Source organism: Centipeda periodontii DSM 2778, from assembly GCF_000213975.1.
Taxonomy (GTDB): domain Bacteria; phylum Bacillota; class Negativicutes; order Selenomonadales; family Selenomonadaceae; genus Centipeda; species Centipeda periodontii.
In genome coordinates this window covers 1,027,182-1,050,854 of sequence record NZ_GL892076.1, presented here as the reverse complement: position 1 = coordinate 1,050,854, position 23,673 = coordinate 1,027,182, and the positions used below count along the sequence as shown (strand labels likewise).

Genomic DNA, 23,673 nt, shown 5'->3' with positions numbered 1-23,673 from the left:
GCGAGCCGATAGGGGCGCTCGTGCAACAGCCCCTCCTCCGTGCTGCAGATAATTTTAGAGCTGCGGACCCGCAGGAACGAGTACCCTGCCCTCTTCGTTGCCCTCATACTTCTTGAAGTTCTTGATGAAGCGCGCAGCGAGATCCTTCGCTTTCTCATCCCACTCCGTACGGCTTGCATAGGTGTCGCGCGGATCGAGGATCTTCGGATCAACGCCCGGCAGCTCCGTCGGAACCTCAAAGTCGAAATACGGGATCTTCTTCGTCGGTGCGCTGTCGATCGAGCCGTCTTGGATCGCATGGATGATGCCGCGCGTATCCTGAATCGAGATGCGCTTGCCCGTGCCGTTCCAGCCCGTGTTCACGAGATAGGCGCGCGAGCCGTGCTCCTCCATCTTGCGGACGAGCTCATCTGCATACTTCGTCGGATGGAGTTCGAGGAACGCCTGTCCAAAGCATGCCGAGAACGTCGGTGTCGGCTCCGTGATGCCGCGCTCCGTGCCCGCGAGCTTCGAGGTGAAGCCCGAGAGGAAGTAGTACTTCGTCTGCTCCGGCGTCAGGATGGAAACCGGCGGCAGAACGCCGAACGCATCTGCCGAGAGGAAGATGACGTGCTTTGCGTGCGGTCCGGCGGACTTGTCCGCAACGTGACCGAGCACGATATTCTCAATGTGATTGATCGGATACGAAACGCGCGTATTCTCTGTGACCGTCTTGTCCGCGAAATCGACGCGACCTGCGAGATCGACCGTAACGTTTTCAAGGAGCGCATTGCGGCGGATCGCCTGATAGATGTCCGGCTCTGCCTCGGGATCGAGGTTGATGACCTTTGCATAGCAGCCGCCCTCGTAGTTGAAGACGCCCTCGTCATCCCAGCCGTGCTCATCATCGCCGATGAGGAGGCGCTCGTTATCGGTCGAAAGCGTAGTCTTGCCCGTGCCGGAAAGTCCGAAGAACAGCGTCGTGTTCTGCCCCTGCTTGTCCGTGTTTGCCGAGCAGTGCATGGAGGAGATGCCCTTGAGCGGAAGGTAGTAGTTCATCATCGAGAACATGCCCTTCTTCATCTCGCCGCCGTACCACGTGTTGACAATGATCTGCTCACGGCTCGTGAGGTTGAACATGACCGCAGTCTCGGAGTTGAGCCCGAGATCGCCGAAGTGCATGACGCGCGCCTTTGCCGCGTTGTAGACGACAAAATCAGGCTTGAACTCCTCGAGTTCCTTCTCCGTCGGACGAATGAACATGTTCGTGACAAAGTGCGCCTGCCAGGGAACCTCCACGATAAAGCGAACCGCCATGCGCGTATTCACATTCGCACCGCAAAATGCGTCAACGACAAAGAGGCGCTTGTTGCACAGCTCACGGATCGCGATGTCGCGCACGGTGTTCCACGCCTTCTGCGTCGCACGATGGTTGTCGTTCTTATACTCGTCGGACGTCCACCAGACGGTATCATGTGAGGTCTCGTCATCAACGATGTACTTGTCCTTCGGAGAGCGACCCGTGTAGATGCCCGTCATGACATTGACGGCGTCCTTCATCTCCGTCACCTGTCCGCGCTCATATCCCTCGAGATCGGGGCGCAGCTCCTCACGGAACAGCTGGTCATAGTCGGGGTTGTGAACAATCTCCGTCGTGCCTGTGATGCCGTACTGTGTCAGATCGATCTTTGCCATTATGATAACCTCTTTCCCCAAAAAAAGTTTGGCTATATTGATGTGAGGCAAAATTGCCTCAATATCATACAAGATGATTCAGCGTACTTTGTGAAAATTCTTCACATAGTCCGGAAATCCTTCTTTATCATGAAAAATTTTTATTGTTTTCTTATTTCTTCTTATGCACGAGCGAAGGAGAGGACCTCCGCACGCATGTCGTCCTTCGCGCAGATTCCCTTGTGCAGTACGGATGCCGTACGCAGCGCGGCGAGGCGCGGAGGAACTGCCATCCCGCTCCGCGCATGCAGGCGCTCCATCTGTGCGAACTCGTCCATCCCCGCCGTATCCTCGCCAAGCGCATGGAGCACGCTTGCGCCGAATTTGTACGGGCTTGCCGTCGAGAGCACAATCATCGGACGCGTATCTCCCGTTTCGCGCCGATACGCCTCTGCCGCACGATAGGCTACTGCCGTATGTGTGTCGAGTGTGTAATGCGTCCGCTCATAGACCGCGCGAATCTCCTGCTCCGTCGCAGCATCGTCCGCAAATGCCGCCCAGAAATTCTCTTTCAGCGCAGGGAGCAGACGGCTCGCGTCATACTTCCCGACCTCTGTGAGCTGCTTCATCCATGCGGCGACCTCAGCCGTATCCTCCGTCAGATGATAGAGCAGACGCTCAAGGTTGCTCGAGATGAGGATGTCCATCGACGGCGACATCGTCTGATAGAAATCGCGCTTGCGGTCATAGATGCCCGTCTGCAAAAAATCCGTGAGCACATTGTTCGCGTTCGATGCGCAGACGAGTTTGCCGACGGGCAGCCCCATGCACTTTGCATAGTAGCCCGCGAGAATGTTGCCGAAATTCCCCGTCGGCACGGTGAAGTTCACCGCATCACCCGTTGCGATTTTTTTCTCCGCGAGAAGGTCTGCATACGCACTGAAATAGTAGACAATCTGCGGCACGAGGCGCCCCCAGTTGATCGAGTTCGCCGACGAGAGCTTCGTGTGAAGCGCCGCGAGCTCCTGCACCATCGCCGCATCGCCGAAGATCTCCTTCACGCCGCGCTGCGCATCGTCGAAGTTGCCGCGCACCGCCACAACGGCGACATTCTCCCCCGCCTGCGTCACCATCTGGAGGCGCTGCACGGGGCTGACGCCGCCGTCGGGATAGAACACCATGATGCGGATGCCCTCGGCATCGGCGAAGCCCTCGAGCGCCGCCTTGCCCGTATCGCCCGATGTCGCAACAAGGATGAGGATTGTATCCCGCTCCCCCTCCTTCACGCGTGCCGTACTCATGAGCTGCGGCAGAAGCTGCAGCGCCATATCCTTGAACGCGCTCGTCGGACCGTGCCACAGCTCAAGCACCTCAAGATCTCCGACCGCACGCACGGGCGCACGTCGCACGTCGTCAAACGTACGCCCATAGGCACGCTCCACACAGCCGCGCAGTTCCTCCTCCGTATAGTCCGTCAGGAAAAGGCGAAGGATGCGCACGGCACGCTCCTCATAGGAAAGAGGAACCAACGCCTCGATCTCGGAGAGTGTCATCTGCGGGAACGAATCCGGCACAAAAAGCCCGCCGTCCGAGGCAAGCCCTTTTAGAATTGCCGCAGCGGAGGAAACGCGTTCCTTCGCACCGCGCGTGCTGAAATAATCCATTGTATACATCCTTTCTCTTGGGCAGGAAGATTCATCTGTGCTATACTATGGCATGGGTTTCTCAAAGATCAGCGCACAAGTTTTGCCGTGGTCGCGTTCGCAGCACGAACGAGCTCACACGGAGCGAGGGCAAGCTGCTCACCGCGCCGTCCGGCACTCACGCAGATACTGTCATGCTGCAGGATGCTCTCATCGCAGCAGACGGGATACGGCTTCTTTGCCCCCAGCGGCGAACATCCGCCGCGCACATAGCCTGTGAGGTCAAAGACCTCCTTGAGATGAACCATCTCCGCGCGCTTGTTGCCGCTTGTGGCGGCTGCTGCCTTGAGATCGAGCTCGCACGCACCCGGGATGACCGCCATGAACACACCCGTCCGGTCGCCGCGCACAACGAGCGTCTTGTAGATGCGCTCCAACGGGATGCCGGTCACCTCTGCCACATGCGCCGCCGAGAGATCGCTCTCATCGACGGGATAGGTCAGAAGCTCGTAGGAAATGCCAAGGCGATCCAAGATACGTGCCGCATTGGTCTTTGGAATTTTCTTCTTTGCCATATTACTCACCACTCCGGATTATACCATTGAGCCGGAATAAAAATCAAACGCTATCGCGTTTGGAAGGGAGCATCACTATGAAAATTGCACTCATCTCCATGGAAGTCGTCCCCGGTCGTCCCGATCGGAACGCTGCAACAATGCGCGGAAAGATTGCAGAGGCAAAGGCGGCGGGTGCCGACCTCGCCCTTTTCCCCGCACTCAGTCTCTCGGGGCTCTTCCTCGGCGGCGTGTGGAAACAGCCCGCATTCCTGCGCGACTGCGCGGCATACGCCGAGGAGATTGCCGCTGCGGCAGATGGCATCACCGTCGTCTTTGGAAACGCAGCAGAGGCAGAGATCTGCACGGACGTGCGCCGCACACTCATGGAGGCGCGGGACGGCGTACTGTGTGAGGTCGCACATTCACCGCTGCACGGTGCGGGAAATCAGTTTGCTCCACTCCTCTATGAGATGCCGAACGAGAACATCATCCTCGCCGCAGATGCGAGTCCCTTCCCCATTTGCTTCGGCGCATCCGCCCTTGCCAAGACAGCACACGAAAAGCGAAAAAATATTTTCTACATCAACACCCTCGGACTTCAAGACAAGGGCAAGACGGTCTACGCATTTCCCGGTCGAGCGTATGTATTCAGCGCTGCAGGCGAACGCGTCACCATGTCCCCTGCCTACACGGAGGGTATAACCGTCGTTGACACGGACGCGCTTCCCGTTCCCATTTTGTCTCACGCAGAGCCGCCCATCGCTCCCATCCATCGGATGCTGCGCTACGCCGTGCAGAAATTTCTCGCACGCATCCATATGGAGCGCGTCGTCATCGGTATCTCGGGCGGCATTGACTCCGCCGTCGCCGCCGCCCTCTACGTGGACGCGATCGGCGCAGAGAATGTCCTGCTCATCAATATGCCGAGCCAGTTCAACTCCGCAACGACGAAGGGACTCGCGGCACAGCTCGCGGACAATCTCGGCTGCCGTCATATGATCGTCCCGATCGAAGAGAGCGTCGCACACACCGTCACGCAGCTGACGGAAATCCCCATCATGGGCAAGCCCGCAGCCGAGGGTGAACATCTCACGATCTCCTCGTTTGTACGCGAGAATATACAGGCGCGCGACCGCAGCGGACGCGTCCTCTCCACCGTCGCAGCCGCGTGGGGCGCGGGCTTTACCTGCAACGCGAACAAGGCGGAGTCCACCGTCGGCTACGCGACCCTCTACGGAGATCAGGCAGGCTTCCTCTCCGCACTCGCCGACCTCTGGAAGTATCAGGTCTACGATCTCGCACGCTATCTGAACGAAGCGGTCTACGGACGAGAGGTCATCCCGCAGGGCATCATCGACATCGTGCCAAGTGCAGAACTCTCCGACGCGCAGAACGTCGACGAGGGCAAGGGCGATCCCATCCGCTACCCATATCACGATCATCTCTTCCGCGCCTTTGCGGAAAACAACGAAACACCCGAAGACATTCTTGCACACTACGCAGAAGGGAATCTTGACGCACATATCGGATGTGAACACGGACTTGTCGGCACGTACTTCCCGACAACCGCAGACTTCATCGCCGACCTCGAACGTTGGTGGAGACTCTACACGGGCATGGCAGTCGCCAAGCGCATCCAGTCGCCGCCGCTGCTGTCCGTCACCGGTCGTGCATACGGCAGCGACCATCCCGAGTCCCAGATCGGCGCCTATGAGACGATTGCCTATCGTACGCTGAAGGAAAAACTGCTCAAGAAATAAATGTGGTACTTACGCAGGTGGTTGTCGTACGAAGCAAAAACTTCGTGCAACAGCCCTTTTTCTCTTCCATAAAGAAATAATTGAGAGAATTTCTCATTTACAAGGTAAAATTTTTGTGCTATTCTAAATACAAATGAAAGGACGGTGTTTCCATGAACATCCAGAAAAATTATGTAAAATTGCTGCTCACTCTCGCACTCGCCCTGACTGCACTGATCGCCGTCGGTTGCGGCGGAGGCAATGATAAGGCGGCAGACACAAAGAAGACTGTGACGGTCACTACCTCGTTCCTACAGGATATGACCAAGCAGCTTGCGGGCGACTATGTGAACGTCGAGCTGATTATTCCTGCGGGCGAGGATCCACATCTCTACGTCGCACAGCCTGCCGACCTTGAGAAGATCAAGAAGGCGGATCTCCTCCTCTATCATGGTCTGCACTTCGAGGGCAAGATGGCAGAAGTGCTTGAGAAGAAGGGCGTCGCCGTCACGAAGAATTTTGCGGACGCGAACATCAACTATATGGAGGAGGACGGCAAAAAGATCGTCGACCCGCATTTCTGGTTCGATGTCGCCCTCTACAAGCAAGCAACGGAGGCTGCTGCAGCCGAGCTGATCAAACTCGTTCCCGCGCACGAGAAGGAAATTCAGGAAAATCTGAAGAAATACCTCGCTGATCTCGATGCGCTCGATGTGGAGATCACGGAGAAGATCGCACAGATCCCCGAGGGACAGCGGAACCTCGTCACGCCGCACGACGCATTCAACTACTTCTCTCACCGCTACCATGTGAACGTCATTGCGCCGCAGGGCGTCAGCACGGACTCCGAGGTCGCAAACGCCGACATCGAAAAGACGGCGAACTACATTGTCGATCACAAGGTCAAGGCGGTCTTTGCCGAGAGTACGACGAACCCCGAGCGCATGAAGAAGCTGCAGGAGGTCTGCAGGACAAAGGGCTTCGATGTGGAGATCGTCGGCGGTGAGGGCAATGAGCTCTTCTCCGACTCGCTTGCACCCGAGGGACAGAAGGGCGACACCTATATCACAATGTACCGTAGCAATGTCGATCTGATTGTTTCGCATTTGAAGTAGTACTGCCCTCCTTAGGTGAAAAAGGGCTGTTGCACGAACGCCCCTATCGGCTCGTTGCGCTCGCCACTTCCCCCGTGCGACACGGGGGAGGGGGACCGCGTAAGCGGTGGAAGGGGCGCTTTGAACGATCAGCAGCAACATTTACATAAGTAAAGATACTATGAGCGAGGTGATACTCAATGCAACAAAGCAGCGTGATCCACGTCGAAGATCTCACAATGGCATACCGCGAAACGCCTGTGCTCTGGGACATCGACCTCGATATCCCGGCGCGTGTGCGCTGTGCGATCGTGGGACCAAACGGCGCGGGAAAATCGACCCTCCTCAAGGGCATCCTCGGTCTGTTGAAGCCCGTCTCGGGTGCAGTGCGCCTCTGGGGCAAGCCGCTCTCCGCCGTCCACAAGCAGATTGCCTACGTGCCGCAGCGTGGCTCGGTGCACTGGGACTTTCCGACGACCGTCTTTGATGTCGTACTCATGGGGCGCTACGCCCATCTCGGACTCGTACGCCGCCCCGGCAAAGAGGATCACGCACGAGCGATGGACGCCCTCGAAAAGATGAAGATGGCGGACTTCGCCGACCGCCAGATCTCGGAGCTGTCGGGCGGACAGAAGCAGCGTGTCTTTATCGCGCGTGCGCTCGCACAGGATGCGCAACTCTATATCATGGACGAACCGCTTGCGGGCGTCGATGAGACGACGGAGCGCATCATCATGGACAAATTCATCGACTTGCAGAAAGAGAAACGCACCGTCATCGCCGTGCATCACGACCTCAGCACACTCGATTCCTACTTTGACTATCTCGTCGTGCTCAACCGCACAGTGAAGGCATGCGACTATCTCAGCAATCTCGACAAAGAGGCGGCGCTTGCGCTTGCCTACCGGCTCAAGGAGTGACGACGATGGACATTCTGATGAACTACACCTTTCAGATCGTCGCGCTCGGCAGCGTCATCCTCGCCGTCGCTGCTGCTCCCATCGGCGCATTCAGCGTCTACAAGGGGCAAAGTCTGATCGGCGACGCGATCGGACACTCGACCTTCCCCGGCATCATTCTCGCCTACATGGCGTTCGCGACGCGCAGCCCCGTCGTCCTTCTCCTAGGCGCAATCGCTGCGGGCGCGGCAAGCTACACACTCATCCAGCTCGCACACAGGGACAAGCGCCTCGGACTCGACGCAAATCTCGCCATCTTCCTCTCGGGCTTCTTCGGTCTCGGCATGGCGCTCAAGAGTTTTATTCAGGGCAATCCCGACTACGCAGGTGCCTCACAGGCAGGACTCGGCACATACATCTTCGGTCAGGCGGCATACATGCTTGAGGCGGACGTGCAGCTCATCTGCATTGTCTCCGCCGTCGTCCTCTTCCTGCTCCTGCTCTTTTACAAAGAGCTGAAACTCTTCGTCTTTGACGCAGAGTATGCGGAGGTCGTTGGGCTGCCCTGCCGGCTACTGAACATCCTGCTGCTCATCATGACGATTGCCGTCATCGGCATCGGAATCAAAGCCGTCGGCGCAATCCTCATCAGTTCCTTTCTCATCATCCCCTGCGTGGCGGCAAATCAATGGTCAAACAGCCTCTCGCGCGTCCTCGTCCTGAGCAGCCTGATCGGTGCGGTCTCTGCGCTCGTTGGCACATACATCAGCACACTTGAGCAGGGCATGTCGACGGGACCCTCCATCATTCTCATCGCCTCGCTGATTGCCTTTTTCTCGATTTTGTTCGGGACGAAGGGGATTCTCGGCAGGACACTCAAACGGAGGCAGGAGCATGGATGACGCACTTCTCGTACTTCTCCTGACGGCGGCGGCGTGCGCGCCGCTCGGCGTCTTTCTCATCCTGCGCCGCCTCTCCATGATGGCGGATGCGATCAGTCACACGGTACTGCTCGGCATCGTGCTCGCGTTTTTCCTCACGCATGACCTCGGCTCGCCGTGGCTGCTCTTCGGCGCGGCGCTGATGGGTGTGATCACGGTATCGCTGGTCGAACTCCTCGGCAAGACCAGTCTCGTCAAATACGACGATGCCATCGGCGTCATCTTCCCGCTCCTCTTTGCGCTCGCCGTCATTCTCATCAGCAAATACGCGGGCAACGCCCACCTCGATACCGATATGGTGCTGATGGGCGAGGTCATCTACGCGGGGCTGAACACGGTGGAGATCGGCGGCGTGGAGATTGCCGCCTCCGCACTCAAGATGGGCGGGTTGATTGCGGTCATCGCTGCGTTTATCACCGTATTCTACAAGGAACTCAAGGTCTCCACATTTGACGGTGAGTACGCGCGTCTCATCGGTATCCCGACGGGCATCTTCTTCTATGCCTTTATGTCGCTGACCTCGCTCACCACGGTTGCAGCATTCGACGCGGTCGGCGCAATTCTCGTCATTTCATTCTTTATTGCGCCCGGAGCGACGGCACTGCTCTTTACAAAGCATCTGTCGCACACCCTGCTGCTCGCGCTGCTCATCAGCATCGTAAACTCGGTCATTGGCTATGCGCTCGCCGTGCATATGAACGCCTCGATTGCCGGGCTCTGCGCCGTCATGAATATGCTCGTCTACGTGCTCGCCCTGCTCACAAGCCCCAAGGGCGCGATTACGTCCTACATCCGCCGCCTGCAGAGCATCCGGCAGATGCAGCGCGACCTCTTCCTCCTCCATATCGGCAGACATACCGCCGAGAACATGGAGAGTGCAGAGAACCATATGGATGAGATCGCCGACCATCTGAAATGGAACGAGTCGAAGGTGCGCCGTGTCAGCCGCGAACTCATCGACCGTCATCTCCTCCACCGCGAGGGCAGTTACTACCTGCTCACCGATGCGGGTGCAGCGCAGTACACGGCGCTGTGCAAGCGGTACTATATCTGAAGAATGCAAAACAAAGACCGTTGGACAAAGCAGATTCGCCAACGGTCTTTTCGTTATGCAGTTACGTTATGCGGTAAATTATCAGCGATTTCCTAAATGATTGATTCAGAATCCGATGCGAACGCCGAGATTCGCTTTCCATTTTTCGCTGATGACATCCGCGCCCGCCGTGCGGCTGAACTCTCCATAGAGATCTGCTCTGCCGACGCGCCGCGTGAAGCCCAGTCCGTACTCAAAATAGCTGTCCTGCGCCGAGTAACTGCGGTCAATAGAGGTCGATCCGTACTGTGCGCGCATGTGGAGGTCGGCCTTGAACTCGTGCAGATAGCCGAGTTTCAGATAGACCGAACCGCGCTCGTCCTCATAGCCGACCTGCGTGCCGATGCGCCCGATGAGCGTGGTGACGGCACCGTTCGAGATACGTGCGCCCGACAAATCTCCCGCGCGCATTGTGTAGTCTGCCGCGCCGATGTGTCCATAATTCAGCTCCGCCTGCGGCGTCCAGTAGAAATGCGGGGTAATGGCGATGCGATGTCCGTATTCGACGGAGATGTTCCAGCCGTTCACACCGTAGCCGCCCGTGTATGCCGTGCCGTCAAAGACAGCAGTCGCATCATTCGTCATGCGCCCATATTTCACGATCGCGTCAAGATAATCGCCGCGTTTGCCCATGTAGCTGCCGTACACGCCAAAGAAGTGTGCCCGATAGCTGCCGTCGAGATCGCTGTTGCGTGCACTGCCGTTCATCATTGAGGCGGCAAAGCCCGTGAAGAGTGTGCCGCCGCCAAGCGGAACGGCGCGGTCAATGCCAACCTGCACACCGCTGTAACGGCCCTCGGTGGGATAGGTGCCGAACTCGTTCCTGCCGCCGTAGCCGCGCACCCATGCGCCGGACTCTCCACCCGCACGCAGTGCGCCCATACGCCGATGCAGATCGTTGTTCTCGCCGCGCCATGCACTGAGCTGGGCGAGTGCCATATCCATGAGAAGGTCAGCCGTGCGCAGTGCGGGGCCGGGTGTCGGCGGCTGTGGCTGTGGCTGTGGCTGCGGCTGCGGCTGTGGCTGCGGCTGTGGCTGCGGCTGCGGCTGTGGCTGCGGCTGCGGTTGCGGCTGCGGCTGTGGTTGCGGCTGCGGCTGTGGCTGCGGCTGTGGCTGTGGCTGTGGTTGTGGCTGCGGCTGCGGCTGTGGTTGTGGCTGCGGCTGTGGTTGCGGCTGCGGCTGTGGCTACGGTTGCGGCTGTGGCTGCGGCTGTGGTTGTGGTTGTGGCTGCGGCTGCGGCTGTGGCTGCGGTTGTGGCTGTGGCTGCGGTTGCGGCTGTGGCTGCGGCTGTGGTTGTGGCTGTGGTTGCGGCTGTGGCTGTGGCTGCGGTTGTGGCTGCGGCTGTGGCTGTGGTTGTGGCTGCGGCTGTGGCTGTGGCTGCGGTTGCGGTTGTGGTTGTGGCGTTGGAGCAGTATCCGAAATCGTAATCTTGGTCACACGCACAACCTTTCTGCCGCTCTCCGTCGCCTCGACGAGGGTCGGTTTGACCTTGAAGTCCTTCGTCAAAAGTCCCGCCGCAACCGCCTTCTTTGCGGTATACTCCGATGCCTCCACGGTGTCGCCCGTATTGTCAGAATCCAGTACGGGAACACCGCCCGCCGTCGTGGGCGCAATTACATAGTTTGTCTTATCCGCGGCATCGTTCATCTTCGGATCGAAGCCGACCTGCAGCTTATATTTATTGTTCGTTGTCGGCGTCGGATTCAGAATGCCGTTCAGAACAATCTTGTCCGCCTTGTCATTCGCGAGGTCGGTGGAGATGCGGAAGGTCGCGCCGTTCAGCGCTGCCTCTGTGTTGCTGAATGTCAGCGTGCGCGTACCTGCAGCAGCTGCACGTGCCACATTCGGCGCAGCATATGCGATGTCGATGATGCCGCCGTCTGCCGACAGATGAAAGCCGCGTGGTTTGCTCGGATCTTCACTCCAATCGGGCAAAACACCGAATCTCTCCGATGGATTGTCCGGGTTAAAGAGCGCGTACGAATCCACAGCCTCCTTGGGGTACCATGTCGCGCCCTCCGAGAGGTCGAGCAGCACACCGCCGCGTTTATGCAGTGGAATGATACTGTTCAACGGATCTTTTACCTCCGCAATCCCGCCCGCAAAGTAGGAGTCCGCCCCCTTGAGATAGAGTTTGACATAGCCGCCTCTATCATAGGTGTCAGCATCGCTGTTATCACGTTTTGTGACGAGAATATCTCCGCGCAGCTCGACCTTCCCCGCGCCATCGGGATTGACCTTCAGAACCCCCGAAAAATCCATTGTGCCGTCACCGCGGCTGAGCGCTGCAAGGATATTGCCCGTCGGATTCAGGATTTTGATGCTGCTTCCCTTGAGTTCGACCGTGCGGTTTTCATACCGTCCTGTCGAATCATCATTGACTCCCTCCACGGTAATTGTGCCGCTCGAAATATCGATATCTTCCGACACCGTCGCATCTGCCGTATAGGTCCGGGACGAGGTAATCGGCGCAGAGAGTGCCGCCGTCGGCACAAATGCCGTACCAAGTGTAAGCGCAAGGGCGATCTGTGCGCTCAGGCGCATCTGTTTGCTGTCTGTATTCGTCTTCATGTTCAACACTCCTATTCCGATGGACTTATGCTCGTCTGTTCCAGATAAAACTGCATCAGCCGTTCCGCCGCTGCGTGGAAGTAGTGCGCCGCCGCACGATAGTCCTCCGCCGCCTCGGCATGACAGCCCGCGAGGTAGGCGATGCGCGTCTCCCACGGCTCGGACGGCGTGAGATTACTCCACGGCGAGGCGTTCACCACGCGCCAATAGCGCTCATGCACGCGCGGGTCGGCGTAGTTGATCCACGGTTTTCCCTCATTGAGAAAATGCCAAATCGTATCCTGCGCGGAGAAATCCACATCCCACGGCGCAAAGGCATCCATCAGCCGCACATGATGCTGCGTGAACACGGCAAAGTTCCCATCCAAAGCGCAGTTGAGCGCATCCTGTTCGAGGAGGGGAAATGATGCACCATGCGTGCGCCACGCCTCGAGGACGCGCGCGGTCAGCCGCATGGAGCGCCAGCGTGCGAGGTCGATAAGCATGACGCCCGCGTTGAAGTAGTCCGTTCCCCTCATGCCGATGCGCTGTGCCTTGCGGGCGGCATCGCCCTCGCGTGCGGCGGCAACCGGAGCAGAGCCGAGATCATATGCATACATTTCACTGAGCTGCCCGACGCAGAGCGTATCGGCATCGAGGTAGAGAATGCGCGTCAGTTCCTGCGGCACCATCTCCGGCATAAGGATCCGTGTGAATACGCTTCGGTTGATTCGCTCGCGCGGGATCCCCTTCGGAAACGGAATCTCATCCAGTCTCGCCCGCGCATCATAGATGTGAATGTCCGCGCTCGGAAATATGCGCCGAAAGTCCTCTAATCGATCGCAGTCCGCCTCTGTAATGCCGTCACAGACGAGGTGGAATCCGATCGCCTCCCCCGCGTTCTGCAAAACAGCGGAGGTCATAACAATCCCCGCATACTTCACATAGTTCGCGTCCACACCAAACGCAATCTCACAGCGCATCATTTGCCTCCACTCTTCTGATACAATAGGATGATAGGAGCAGTCAGATTATGCTATTATTATTTTCTCATATCTGAGAGAAATATCAATAAAAGTTGTCATAAACGAGGAAAGTATGTCATGAACGCAAAATGTTTCAAATTACTCTTGCATATCTGTATTGATTTTCATAGAATATGTTAAGGAGGTTTCATCCCTATGAAAATCGCTGTACTGGACGATAATCCGAACGATCTGCACGCGCTCTGCACAATGCTTGACACGATCTGTGGGGAGCATATGCCGCGCCCCATGATACGTGCGTTTACAGATGATAAGAAATTTCTTGCGCATATGTCCTCTGCGCGTGCCGATATTGTCTTTCTCGATATCTATTTGAAGGAATGCACGGGCATTCGGATGGCACAGATTTTGCGTACATTCAATAGAAACTGCGCAATCATCTTCGTGACGACAAGCCGTGACCACGCGGTCGAGGCATTCGGCGTGACGGCGGCGCACTATCTCATCAAGCCGATGACGGAAGCAGGCATCCGTGAGGCACTGGCGCGCACGTCATTCTTTAAGAAGGATCGTCCAACCGTCACGCTCACGATTGACTACACAGAGCAGCGTGTCCCCATCGAAAATATTCGCTACGTCGATGCCGATGGGCGTCGCTGCTCGTTTCATCTGACGGACGGCACGGTGCTTACGCCCTATATGACGCTTGCACGCGTGCGCGAGCTGCTGGAACATCTGCCGATGTTCCTCTCCTGCCACCGCAGTCTGCTGGTCAATATGGACGACATCCACCAACTGACGCCGGACGGTATTCTGCTCACAGACGGCACGCGTCTCCCTATCGCAACGCGCCGCAACAGTGAGGTCGAACGAAACTACCGCGCCTATATGCTGAAGAAGATGCGCGCAGGATTTACGTGATAGGGGCTGCTGCACGAAGTTTTCCAACTTCGTCCAACAGCCCCTATTTTTCCATAGGAGTTCGTTTATGAATCTGCCGCTTTCCATCGTGTGTCTGCAGGATCCGCTTACCATCCCGCTCGTGACCGTATTCTATACGGTCATTCACGTTCTCCCCGCCAATCTGATCCGTCTCTATATCTTTCGCCGCTATTTGCGTTTTTCTCCGCTGCCAATCATTGCGGGATTGCTCATATTCATCGGGATAGAGGCCATCATCCAGATTGAGGCTGTAACGGTCTTTTCACGGCGCATCGCTTTTCCGTTTCTCTTCTTTATCTTCTTCTATCTGCTTGCGATGACGCGGGTGCCGATTGCCAAGCAAATCTGCATCCTCATCCCCCCGGGGCTGTTTTGGTTCGCTATGCAGACGGTGATCTACGCCATAGAGGATACCTATCCGATCTTTGATATTCCCTTCCTTCTCTCCGGACTTTGCACGATTGCCTGTCTCCCTGTTGTTACTCCGCTGCTCCTGTACTATGGGCGCACAATCGCCGCGCCTCTGCTCGCTGACGATTCCTTTGATGCCGTATGGTCACCGCTTGCGTGGCTGTGCGTGCTCATTCTCGCGCTGACGATTCTGCTCTCACCGTTCAATGATCTGCGGACGCATACGGCTCTCTTTGTTCGTCTGAGCGGAGCAGTCGGCGGATTCTTCTGTGTCGGACTGGCGCTCTATGCCATGAACGAACGGCTGCGGCAGCGCACGTTGCACGAGGAACTCGCACGGGAGACGGAGATGGCGGAGATCACACGTCAAAATGCCGCGCGGATGGAGGAAAACGACCGTACCACGCGCACCTTTCGCACACAATTCGCGGATATGATTGACACGGCACAGGAACTGCTGGCAAAGGGCGATCATGCAGGCATCGAACGCCTGATGGGAAACGCCGCGACCGCGATTCATACGCGTTATGCCCCCGTCTGCGCCAATGAGACGGTCAATATTCTGGTCGGGTATTGGCAGCCGTTCTTTGAGCGTCTGGGGGTGCAGATGGCGTACCGGATCGACATCGGCACGAAGAATCCGATCGATCCGCTCGACCTGACGGCGATCCTCGGCAATCTCCTCCGCAATGCTGCCGAGGCGTTGGAGCAGCTTCCATGTGATGTGCCGCGCATTCTGCGGCTTGCGCTCGTGCATCAGGCGGACACGCTCTTTCTGACGGTGGATAACAGCTTTGACGGAAAGCTGCGCTACGATACGGAGGATCATCTGCTCTCGTCGAAGCGCGGCTACAGCGAGCGGGGTGTGGGAATGGAGAGCATTCACGCAAGTCTTGCGCGGTACAATGGGACGATGGAGATTGCGGCGGAGGACGATCTCTTTGCCGTGTCGATTGTACTGACGGCAGCCATCATGCGTACATCTGATGAGGAGGTGCAGACGCATCATGAGTGACTTCGAGATTCGGCTGCTGCACACGCTCGTATGCGCCCCGCCCTTCGATCTTTTGATTTTCTATATCTTTCGCGATCGGCTGCGCTTTGCACGGTCACACGTCATCATCGGCTATGTCCTCCTGCTTGCGCTGACGCAGCTCATTCAGATGTCCTCCGTGCAGAGTATGACGCTGACGGCACTCCTCTGCCGACCGCTTGCCATCATCTATATGATGGCAGTGATACGTGACAGCCCCCTGCGCGTATTCTCGATCACGCTGCTCGTCTATCCTCTTCTGATGCTTGCGAGCACGCTTGGAGCAGCGGCGGAGCAGTTCTTCGGAGAAGGCCTGCCGCTGGGGCTGTGGAAATGCCTTCTCGTTCCCATGATGTTTCTCCTCGTCCTGCCCGCCGCACTGCACACCATGCGCCATTTGCTCACACCGATGCTGCACAAAGACGATCGACGGCTCTGGATCTATCTCTGCGGATATGAGGTGATCCTCGTGGCGCTCGCTGTCACCGCTGACCCGTCGGGCACATCGGTGCAGCCGACGATCATCGCCGCGCGGCTGCTGCTCCCGCTCGCTCTCGTCCAATACCTGCGCGTATCAAATCTCCTCACGCACTATACGGAGGAGGGCAACGCACTTCACGCGAAGCAGATTCACGAACAGATGATCCACCAATCCGAGGAGGCACGCTATCATACGATGCTCGCGCTCTGGCGCAGCTCACGCCGTATGCGCCACGACCTCAGCCATCACATGACGGTGATCGCGCAGCTCGCACACGAGGGCAGCCGTGAGCGCCTCACAGAGTATCTGGACAATCTCAGAGCGCAGTTGAGCGAGGAGTCATTGATAAAATAAATCAGGGGTTGTTGCACGAAGCTAGAAAACTTTGTGCAACAGCCCCAATTCTTTGTCCGGATCAACTTATCGAATAAAGTAAGACACGCCGGATTCAAAGATCATCTGATTCATTTCGCCCGGTACATTCTTGCAGATATCCGTTCCAATGCGCTCGGCGTGCGCCATGCGCCCGTAAATGCGCCCATCGGGGCTGGTGATGCCCTCGATGGCGTTGACGGAGCCGTTCGGATTGTACGGCTGTTCGAGCGTCGGCTCGCCCTTATCGTTGACGTACTGGGTTGCGATCTGCCCGCGTATGCGCATGTTTGCAACGGTCTTGGCGTCGGTGTAGAAGCGCCCCTCGCCATGCGATACAGCGATCGTATGCGTATCTCCAACGCTCACCCCCGAGAGCCACGGCGAAAGGTTCGACGCAACGCGCACGCGCACGGTCTGGGAAACGTGACGCCCGATGTTGTTGTAGGTGAGCGTCGGTGAATTCTCATCGAGATCGGTGATCTTGCCATACGGCAGGAGTCCGAGCTTCAGCAGTGCTTGGAATCCGTTGCAGATGCCGAGGATCAGACCGTCCTGATCGCGCAGGAGACGCTGCACTGCCTCTGTGAGTGCGGGAGCGCGGAACATCGCCGCAATGAATTTTCCCGTGCCGTCCGGCTCATCACCGCCGCTGAAACCGCCCGGCAGCATCAGGATCTGCGACCGCGCGAGCGCCGCCGCAAGTTCTGACACGGTCTCCTCGACCGCCTTCGGCGTGAGGTTCCGCACAACGAAGATCTCGGGAATCGCCCCCACACGCTCCCACGCACGCGCGGAATCGTATTCGCAGTTTGTCCCCGGAAACACGGGGATACAGACGCGCGGTTTTGCAATCTTCACGGAGCTGCCCACGATCTTCCCCTTCGTATACGGCGCATAGGTCGGGCGGTCGATCTGACGCACAACCTGAGGAATCATGGTCGGGAAGATCTTCTCGAGCGGCTCTGTATACGCGTCCTTCACATCGGCGAGCACAATCGTGTCCAGATCTGTGATGATGCTCGGCACATCGCGCGTCTTTCCAATCTCGATGGCACCCGTTCCCACGAGGTTTGCTGTCGTGTCAAAGGAGGGGGCGACCTCGAGCAGCATTGTTCCATAGAGGGGCTTGAAGAGATCATCCTGCTGAATGAACGAGGTGAACTTAAAGCCCAGATTGTTTCCGAGGCACATCTTCGAAATGGTCGCCGCAATGCCGCCGCGCCCGACACTCATCGCAGAGAACACTTTCTTTTCGACAATGAGCTCATGTATTTTCTTGAAATTGGTATTGAGCCGCGAAAAGACCGGAAGATCCTGCGCATCACGCGGAACGGGCACCATGATGACCTTGTTGCCCGGATATTTGAACTCGGGCGAGAGTGCTTCGTTTGCGTGCATGACCGCAACGGCGAAAGCGACGAGGGTCGGCGGGACGTTCAGGTTTTCAAAGGTGCCGGACATCGAATCCTTGCCGCCGATTGCGGGAATGCCCATCTCATGCTGCGCACGCAACGCGCCGAGAAGCGCCGCAAAGGGCTTGCCCCACTTCTTCGACTCCGTACCTAGGCGCTCGAAATACTCCTGCAGTGTCAGGCGCACCTTGCTCGCCTCACCACCGACGGCAACGATCTTCGCCACCGCCTCGACAATGGCGTAGACAGCTCCGTGGAACGGGCTCCACGTCGAGAGATCGGGATCAAAGCCGAATGCCATCGCCGATGCCGTATTCGTCTGTCCGTGGCGCACGGGGATTTTCGCCACCATCGCCTCCGACGGCGTCAGCTGGTACTTTCCGCCAAACGGCATAAGCACGGAAGCAGCCCCAAACGTCGAGTCGAACCGTTCCCCCAGTCCCTTTTGGCTGCACACATTGAGATCGCGCAGGTTCGTGAGCCACATATCCTCAAGATCGCGTCCCACCTGTTTCACCGCCGGTGGCACCTGCTGCAGATAGGGCGCCCTCTCATTCGGCGGATCAACGATAACGCGAACGTGCTGACGCACGCCGTTCGTCGCGAGGAAGGCGCGTGCAATGTGTACGATCGTCTGCCCACGCCACTTCATGACGAGATGCGGCTCTGCGGTCACGACAGCGACCTCGGTCGCCTCAAGATTCTCCGCGTCCGCATGGCGCAGGAATGCGGGAACATCCTTCGGTGCAAGCACGACCGCCATGCGCTCCTGTGACTCGGAAATGGCAAGCTCCGTACCGTCCAGACCCTCGTACTTCTTCGGTACGGCGTCGAGGTTGATCGTCAGCCCGTCCGCAAGCTCTCCGATCGCAACGGCAACACCGCCCGCACCGAAGTCATTGCAGCGCTTGATCATGCAGCTGACCTCAGGATTCCGGAAGAGTCGCTGAATCTTGCGCTCGGTCGGTGGATTGCCCTTCTGCACCTCTGCGCCCGAGGTGGTCAGGGAGCTCTCCGTATGCTGCTTCGAGGAGCCGGTCGCGCCGCCGATGCCGTCACGCCCCGTGCGTCCGCCGAGAAGCACGATGACATCCCCCGGTACAGGGCGCTTACGCACAACCTGCGCGGCGGGCGCCGCACCGATGACGGCACCGATCTCCATGCGCTTTGCGAGGTATCCCTTGTGATAGATTTCATGAACCTGCCCGGTCGCAAGCCCGATCTGGTTGCCGTATGAGCTGTAGCCCTCTGCCGCACCGAGCGTAATCTTCTTCTGCGGGAGTTTCCCCGGCAGTGTGTCCTCGATCGGCACGCGCGGATCGAACGCCCCCGTCACGCGCATCGCCTGATAGACATACGAACGCCCCGAGAGCGGATCGCGGATCGCGCCGCCGAGGCAGGTCGCCGCGCCGCCGAACGGCTCGATCTCCGTCGGATGGTTGTGTGTCTCGTTCTTGAACATGAGGAGCCAGTCCTCATCTTTTCCATTCACATCTACGGTGATACGGATGCTGCACGCATTGATCTCCTCGGACGCATCGAGGTCATCGAGTTTTCCCTCGGCGCGCAGCGCCTTCATCCCGATGACGGCAATGTCCATCAGCGTCATATCGCGCTGCTTGCCGCCCTGATAGAGCACCTTGCGGTCGTCCATGTAGCGCTGATAGCTCTCAATGATCGGCATGGAAAAGAATCCATTTTCGATATTCACCGAGTCAATCGCCGTGGTGAACGTCGTGTGACGGCAGTGATCCGACCAGTAGGTGTCGATCACGCGCAGCTCCGTGATCGTCGGTGCACGGTGCTCCGTATCGCGAAAATACTGCTGAACGAATTCGAGATCTTCCTCGCTCATCGCAAAGCCGTGTGCGGCATGGAAACGTTCGAGCTCGACGCGTGAGAATCCGTTGAACTGCGCGAGAACCTCCACGTCCGTCGGCATAGCAACCCGGCTCTCAAGCGTCGCAGGGATCGCAAGGGATGCCTCGCGGCTCTCCACGGTATTGATCAGATACGCCTTGATTTGCTCATAGACTCTGGTCTCCACCTTGCCAATCAGGGCGATGACGCGCGCCGTGCGCACATCGGGCCGCTCTCCTTGCGTCACAAGCTGCACGCACTCTGCCGCCGCCGCCGCCGTCGGATCGAACTGCCCCGGCAGCGGCTCGATCGCGAATATGTGTGCATCGGGAAAGACCGGCAGTGCGTCCTCATAGACCGTATCCACCGGTGGATCGGCAAAGACGATGTTCCGTACCCGAGCAAACTCCTCATCGCTCAGCCCCTCTATGTCATAGCGTGTGATGATGCGTACGGCACGCAGCTCTGTCAGGCGGAACGTCTCCACCAGATCGCTGCAGAGTCGCTGCGCGGGGATATCGAAGAACCCCTGCCGCTTCTCCACAAAGATTCGTTTGACAGCCATAGAAATCCTCCTCCTCTAATTCCGTTTCCCATACTCTATTTTATCGAAACTTAATCAAATATGCAATGATTGATTCTTCTCAAACGCATGCATACAAAAACAGGGCTGTTGCATGAAGTTTTTAGATTCATGCAACAGCCCCATCCCGCTATGAAAACCTATTCGACCGCCTTCAGCACGTAGATGCGCGACTCAAAGTCTGTGGTAAGTCCGTTCTCTGCATTCGGCTCACCCGCCGTGCCGTCCGTCGTGATGAGGCCGTAGTTCATCAGTTCATCACCATAGCAGCGCGCGCCGCTGCGGCTGTTCACGTAGAGCGTATCGGGCAGCAGCCCTGCGAGTTTCACGCGCTCAAAACGGTAGTTCACGCGGTTCAGCGTGCGGTACCAGCCGACAATCGCCGTCTTTTGATCCGCACTCACACTCATCCACACCGTTACATTTCCCTCAAAAGGACTTTGCAGGCGGTAAAACGTGCCGAACTGAAGGATCTCGCGGTACTCCTTCATAAAGACGACCTGCTCCTTGACCTCGGCGATCTCCTCCGCAGTCAGCTTATTGAGATCCAGCTCATAGCCAAACGTCCCGAAGTACGCCGTATTCGCACGCGTATGGAGCGGCGTCATGCGGTTGACCTGATGATTCGGGACAACGGAGACATGGCTGCCCATGCTGCTCACAGGATAGCACATGGATGTCCCGTACTGGATCTTCTGGCGCTCGACGGCATCGGAGTTGTCGCTCGCCCACGTCTGCGGCGCATAGTAGAGCATCCCTGGGTCGAAGCGGTTGCCGCCCGAGGCGCAGGACTCAAAGAGCACATGGGGGAAGTTCGATGTCAACCGCTCGTAGAGATCATAAAGTCCGAGGATGTAGCGATGGAACACCTCGCCCTGCTGATCTGCAGGGAGCGCATGCGACCAGCACTCGGTGATGCTGCGGTTCATATCCCATTTCACATAGGAGACCTTGCCGCTCGCGAGAATCGCCTCCATCTGCCCATAGATATTATCGACCACATCCTTGCGCGAAAAGTCGAGCACGCACTGCGAGCGCCCGAGCGACTTGCGCCGTCCCGGCACGGAAAGCACCCAATCCGGATGCGCGCGATAGAGGTCGGAGTCCTCGTTGACCATCTCGAGCTCGACCCAGATGCCGAACTTCATGCCGCGCGCCTCGATCTTCTCCGCAAGTCCGTCGATGCCGTTCGGCAGGCGGTCGCGGTTGACCGTCCAATCGCCGAGCCCCGCATAGTCGGACGTGCGTGCGCCGAACCAGCCATCGTCCAGCACAAAGAGTTCGATGCCGCACTCTGCCGCCTTGTCCGCGATTGTGAGCAGCTTCTCCTCCGTAAAGTCGAAATACGTCGCCTCCCAGTTGTTGATGAGGATCGGACGCACCTTCTCGCGCCACTGCCCGCGCACAAGCCGCGACTGATAGAGGCGGTGATAGGTCTGACTCATGCCGTTCAGCCCCTCATCCGACCAGACGAGCACCGCCTCGGGTGTCTGGAACTCCACACCAGGCACAAGTTTCCAATCGAAATCCGTGCTGTGGATGCCTGCCTGCAGTCGCGTGACACCGTGGTTGTCAACCTCTGCGAGCATCTCGAAATTGCCGCTGTAGACGAGGCTCATCGCAAGCACTTCGCCCTGCGTTTCCGTCGTCCCGCGCCGCAGGAGTGCCGCAAACGGATTGTACTGCCCCGAGGAGTGCCCGCGACGGCTGCCGATTGCCGTGATGCCCGTTGCAAGCGGACGGATCTCGACGTGACGCTCACGCGTCCACGCTCCCGTCAGCTCCATCCAGTCGTATTCCGTATCGGGCAGGTCGATCGACATACTCATGACCTTCTGCAGGTGCAGCACTTCCTGCCCATCGTTGCTATAGCGCACACTGCGCGCAATCGCACCGCCCTCGGCAAAAATTGTATAGAGGAGTTCCGCACGCAGCCCCGTGACCTCATCCTTCACCTCAACGATGAGGGTCTTTGCCTCATCGTCCGACTCCACGTAGGTCGCGGGCAGACCTGAGAGTTTCGGCTTGCCGTCCACAATACGAAATCCCATATACTGCATATCGAGGATGCGGCTGCCATTCTCCTGCAATACGTTCAACGCGGGACGGCGAAAATCCGACGAACCGTAGGTTGGCAGTTCCTGTCGAATCGCATCCAGAGAGTAGTCACGGCAATCCGCAAAGACGCACGCAGACATGCCGCGATGGACGCGCTCAAAGAGGTGCTCAAAGCCCGTGCGGTCGCGCAGCGCCTTGCCGTAGTAGAGCGATCCAAGCCCGCCGTGCGGCAGTATCATAAGGATGTAGCTGATGGAGTCGTTGAAGAGATGAAAGACCTTGCCCTGCTCATGATATACAATATTCATTGGATATCCCCCTTCGATTGCTATTTATTTTCCTCCACGCGAAAGCCCGTCGTCTCACGCTCAACCACGGTATTGGCAAGCATGACATTCTCCGTCACGTTCTCCTCGATCTGCTTCAGCATGAGTCGTGCCGCCTCCCGCCCGAGATCGGCCATATTCTGATCGATGGTCGTCAGCTTGGGCGCGGTATATCGACTGAGTGCCGTGTTGTCGTAGCCGATGACCGAGATATCCTGCGGCACACGCCGCCCCATGCGCTGACAGGCGTTGACCGCCCCCATCGCCATGAGATCGTTGCAACAAAAGATCGCCGTCGGTGCGAGATCGAGCATCATATCCATGAGGATGAACATGGTATTTTCCACCGTCTCGATGCGGTTGCCCTCGCCGACATTGACAATGTCCTCCGGATGGAACGCCCCGCGCTCCCGCATGATCTCGCGGTAGACCTTCTCCTTGATGCGGTAGGAGTCACTGTTCTCGCCCTGCACAAAGAGGATACGCTCGTGCCCGTAGCGAAAAAGGTGTGCCAGCGCCGCACGCGCCCCGCCGCGCTGATCGCTCGTCACGTATGATATGCCCGCAAGTTCGCGCGCACTGTTGACAAAGACCAGAGGCAGACGCACCGCCGTGTTCTCGTAGAACTCCGAGACTGCCGTCTCCGTATTCGGACTGACGACAATAACGCCCGAAACATTGCGTGTGATGAAGTCCCGCACACACTCCTCCTCGCGCGCCGCATCGTTCTGCGCACACGCGAGGAGCAGAGAGTACGAGCTCTGCCGCAGATGCTCCTCGATGCCGTCAAGCACCTGGGCAAAGAACATATTGTCAAAACTTGGAACAACGACGCCGATGCTTGAGGAGCGCTGCGTGTTCAGCTCGCGTGCCTGAAGATTCGGCACGTACTCAAGTTTCTTGATGGCGTTTTCCACCTTGAGCCGCGTCTTTTCTCGCACGGAATAGTTCCCGTTCACTACGCGCGAAACCGTCGCCACCGAGACGCCGGACTCCCGCGCCACATCAACGATCGTCGCCTTCATCTCGTTCCCCTC

At 57.9% G+C, this 23,673-nt stretch carries 16 protein-coding genes and 1 pseudogene; 8 read left to right on the top strand and 9 right to left on the bottom strand.

The genetic code is table 11. The features are described from left to right. Nucleotides 1–54 precede the first annotated feature (54 nt). From pckA to ybaK, 3 genes are all read right to left on the bottom strand, one after another. Entirely contained in the window at nt 55–1,674 is a 1,620-nt protein-coding gene (gene pckA / locus HMPREF9081_RS04610; RefSeq protein ID WP_040394526.1) for a phosphoenolpyruvate carboxykinase (ATP), read from the bottom strand. Nucleotides 1,675–1,835: 161 nt separating this feature from the next. Further along, nucleotides 1,836–3,326 carry a threonine synthase gene (gene thrC / locus HMPREF9081_RS04605; protein ID WP_006305855.1) on the bottom strand — a complete coding sequence of 497 codons (1,491 nt, stop codon included), beginning with the start codon at nt 3,324–3,326 and terminating at the stop codon, nt 1,836–1,838. A 59-nt stretch (nt 3,327–3,385) separates the two neighbouring features. Continuing rightward, on the bottom strand, nt 3,386–3,871 hold the full coding sequence (gene ybaK / locus HMPREF9081_RS04600; RefSeq protein WP_006305854.1) for a Cys-tRNA(Pro) deacylase: 486 nt from the start codon (nt 3,869–3,871) through the stop codon (nt 3,386–3,388). 77 nt (nt 3,872–3,948) lie between these two features. Here ybaK and nadE point away from each other — a divergent pair, with 77 nt between their 5' ends. From nadE to HMPREF9081_RS04575, 5 genes are all read left to right on the top strand, one after another. Beyond that, complete coding sequence (nadE, locus tag HMPREF9081_RS04595) at nt 3,949–5,613, top strand: NAD(+) synthase (protein ID WP_006305853.1); 1,665 nt, start codon at nt 3,949–3,951, stop codon at nt 5,611–5,613. 152 nt (nt 5,614–5,765) lie between these two features. Next, nucleotides 5,766–6,707 carry a metal ABC transporter solute-binding protein, Zn/Mn family gene (locus tag HMPREF9081_RS04590; protein ID WP_006305852.1) on the top strand — a complete coding sequence of 314 codons (942 nt, stop codon included), beginning with the start codon at nt 5,766–5,768 and terminating at the stop codon, nt 6,705–6,707. Between the two features lie 179 nt (nt 6,708–6,886). Further along, nucleotides 6,887–7,606 carry a metal ABC transporter ATP-binding protein gene (locus HMPREF9081_RS04585; RefSeq protein WP_006305851.1) on the top strand — a complete coding sequence of 240 codons (720 nt, stop codon included), beginning with the start codon at nt 6,887–6,889 and terminating at the stop codon, nt 7,604–7,606. A 5-nt stretch (nt 7,607–7,611) separates the two neighbouring features. Beyond that, on the top strand, nt 7,612–8,487 hold the full coding sequence (locus HMPREF9081_RS04580) for a metal ABC transporter permease (RefSeq protein WP_006305850.1): 876 nt from the start codon (nt 7,612–7,614) through the stop codon (nt 8,485–8,487). Beyond that, nucleotides 8,480–9,580: a metal ABC transporter permease gene (locus HMPREF9081_RS04575; protein ID WP_006305849.1), complete on the top strand. Its 1,101-nt coding sequence runs from the start codon at nt 8,480–8,482 to the stop codon at nt 9,578–9,580. Before HMPREF9081_RS04580 ends, HMPREF9081_RS04575 begins: the two co-directional genes overlap by 8 nt. 105 nt (nt 9,581–9,685) lie before the next feature. On the opposite strand, the pseudogene HMPREF9081_RS13820 reads toward HMPREF9081_RS04575, so the two are convergent. The 3 genes and pseudogenes from HMPREF9081_RS13820 to HMPREF9081_RS04555 all read right to left on the bottom strand — a co-directional run. After that, a pseudogene (locus HMPREF9081_RS13820) lies at nt 9,686–10,642 on the bottom strand (autotransporter outer membrane beta-barrel domain-containing protein); the annotation flags it as partial. A gap of 162 nt (nt 10,643–10,804) precedes the next feature. Further along, nucleotides 10,805–12,190 carry a hypothetical protein gene (locus HMPREF9081_RS13815; protein WP_006305847.1) on the bottom strand — a complete coding sequence of 462 codons (1,386 nt, stop codon included), beginning with the start codon at nt 12,188–12,190 and terminating at the stop codon, nt 10,805–10,807. 11 nt (nt 12,191–12,201) lie between these two features. Continuing rightward, on the bottom strand, nt 12,202–13,152 hold the full coding sequence (locus HMPREF9081_RS04555) for a glycosyltransferase family 8 protein (protein WP_040394520.1): 951 nt from the start codon (nt 13,150–13,152) through the stop codon (nt 12,202–12,204). 198 nt (nt 13,153–13,350) lie between these two features. On the opposite strand from HMPREF9081_RS04555, the gene HMPREF9081_RS04550 reads away from it, so the two are divergent. The 3 genes from HMPREF9081_RS04550 (at nt 13,351) to HMPREF9081_RS04540 (ending at nt 16,376) form a co-directional block, all read left to right on the top strand. Next, a complete protein-coding gene (locus tag HMPREF9081_RS04550) occupies nt 13,351–14,076 on the top strand; it encodes a LytR/AlgR family response regulator transcription factor (protein WP_006305845.1) in 726 nt (241 codons plus the stop codon). A 67-nt stretch (nt 14,077–14,143) separates the two neighbouring features. Beyond that, the gene (locus HMPREF9081_RS04545) at nt 14,144–15,523 is read left to right on the top strand and encodes an ATP-binding protein (protein WP_006305844.1); all 1,380 of its coding nucleotides are present in this window, start codon (nt 14,144–14,146) and stop codon (nt 15,521–15,523) included. Further along, nucleotides 15,516–16,376: a hypothetical protein gene (locus tag HMPREF9081_RS04540; protein WP_006305843.1), complete on the top strand. Its 861-nt coding sequence runs from the start codon at nt 15,516–15,518 to the stop codon at nt 16,374–16,376. Before HMPREF9081_RS04545 ends, HMPREF9081_RS04540 begins: the two co-directional genes overlap by 8 nt. Nucleotides 16,377–16,442: 66 nt before the next feature. Here HMPREF9081_RS04540 and HMPREF9081_RS04535 read toward each other — a convergent pair whose 3' ends face one another. The 3 genes from HMPREF9081_RS04535 to HMPREF9081_RS04525 form a co-directional block, all read right to left on the bottom strand. Then, nucleotides 16,443–20,234 carry a phosphoribosylformylglycinamidine synthase gene (locus HMPREF9081_RS04535; RefSeq protein WP_006305842.1) on the bottom strand — a complete coding sequence of 1,264 codons (3,792 nt, stop codon included), beginning with the start codon at nt 20,232–20,234 and terminating at the stop codon, nt 16,443–16,445. A 158-nt stretch (nt 20,235–20,392) separates the two neighbouring features. Continuing rightward, nucleotides 20,393–22,618 (bottom strand): alpha-galactosidase, encoded by a 2,226-nt coding sequence (locus HMPREF9081_RS04530; protein WP_006305841.1) that lies wholly within the window; start codon nt 22,616–22,618, stop codon nt 20,393–20,395. A gap of 20 nt (nt 22,619–22,638) precedes the next feature. Next, complete coding sequence (locus tag HMPREF9081_RS04525) at nt 22,639–23,661, bottom strand: LacI family DNA-binding transcriptional regulator (protein WP_006305840.1); 1,023 nt, start codon at nt 23,659–23,661, stop codon at nt 22,639–22,641. Nucleotides 23,662–23,673: the final 12 nt, after the last annotated feature.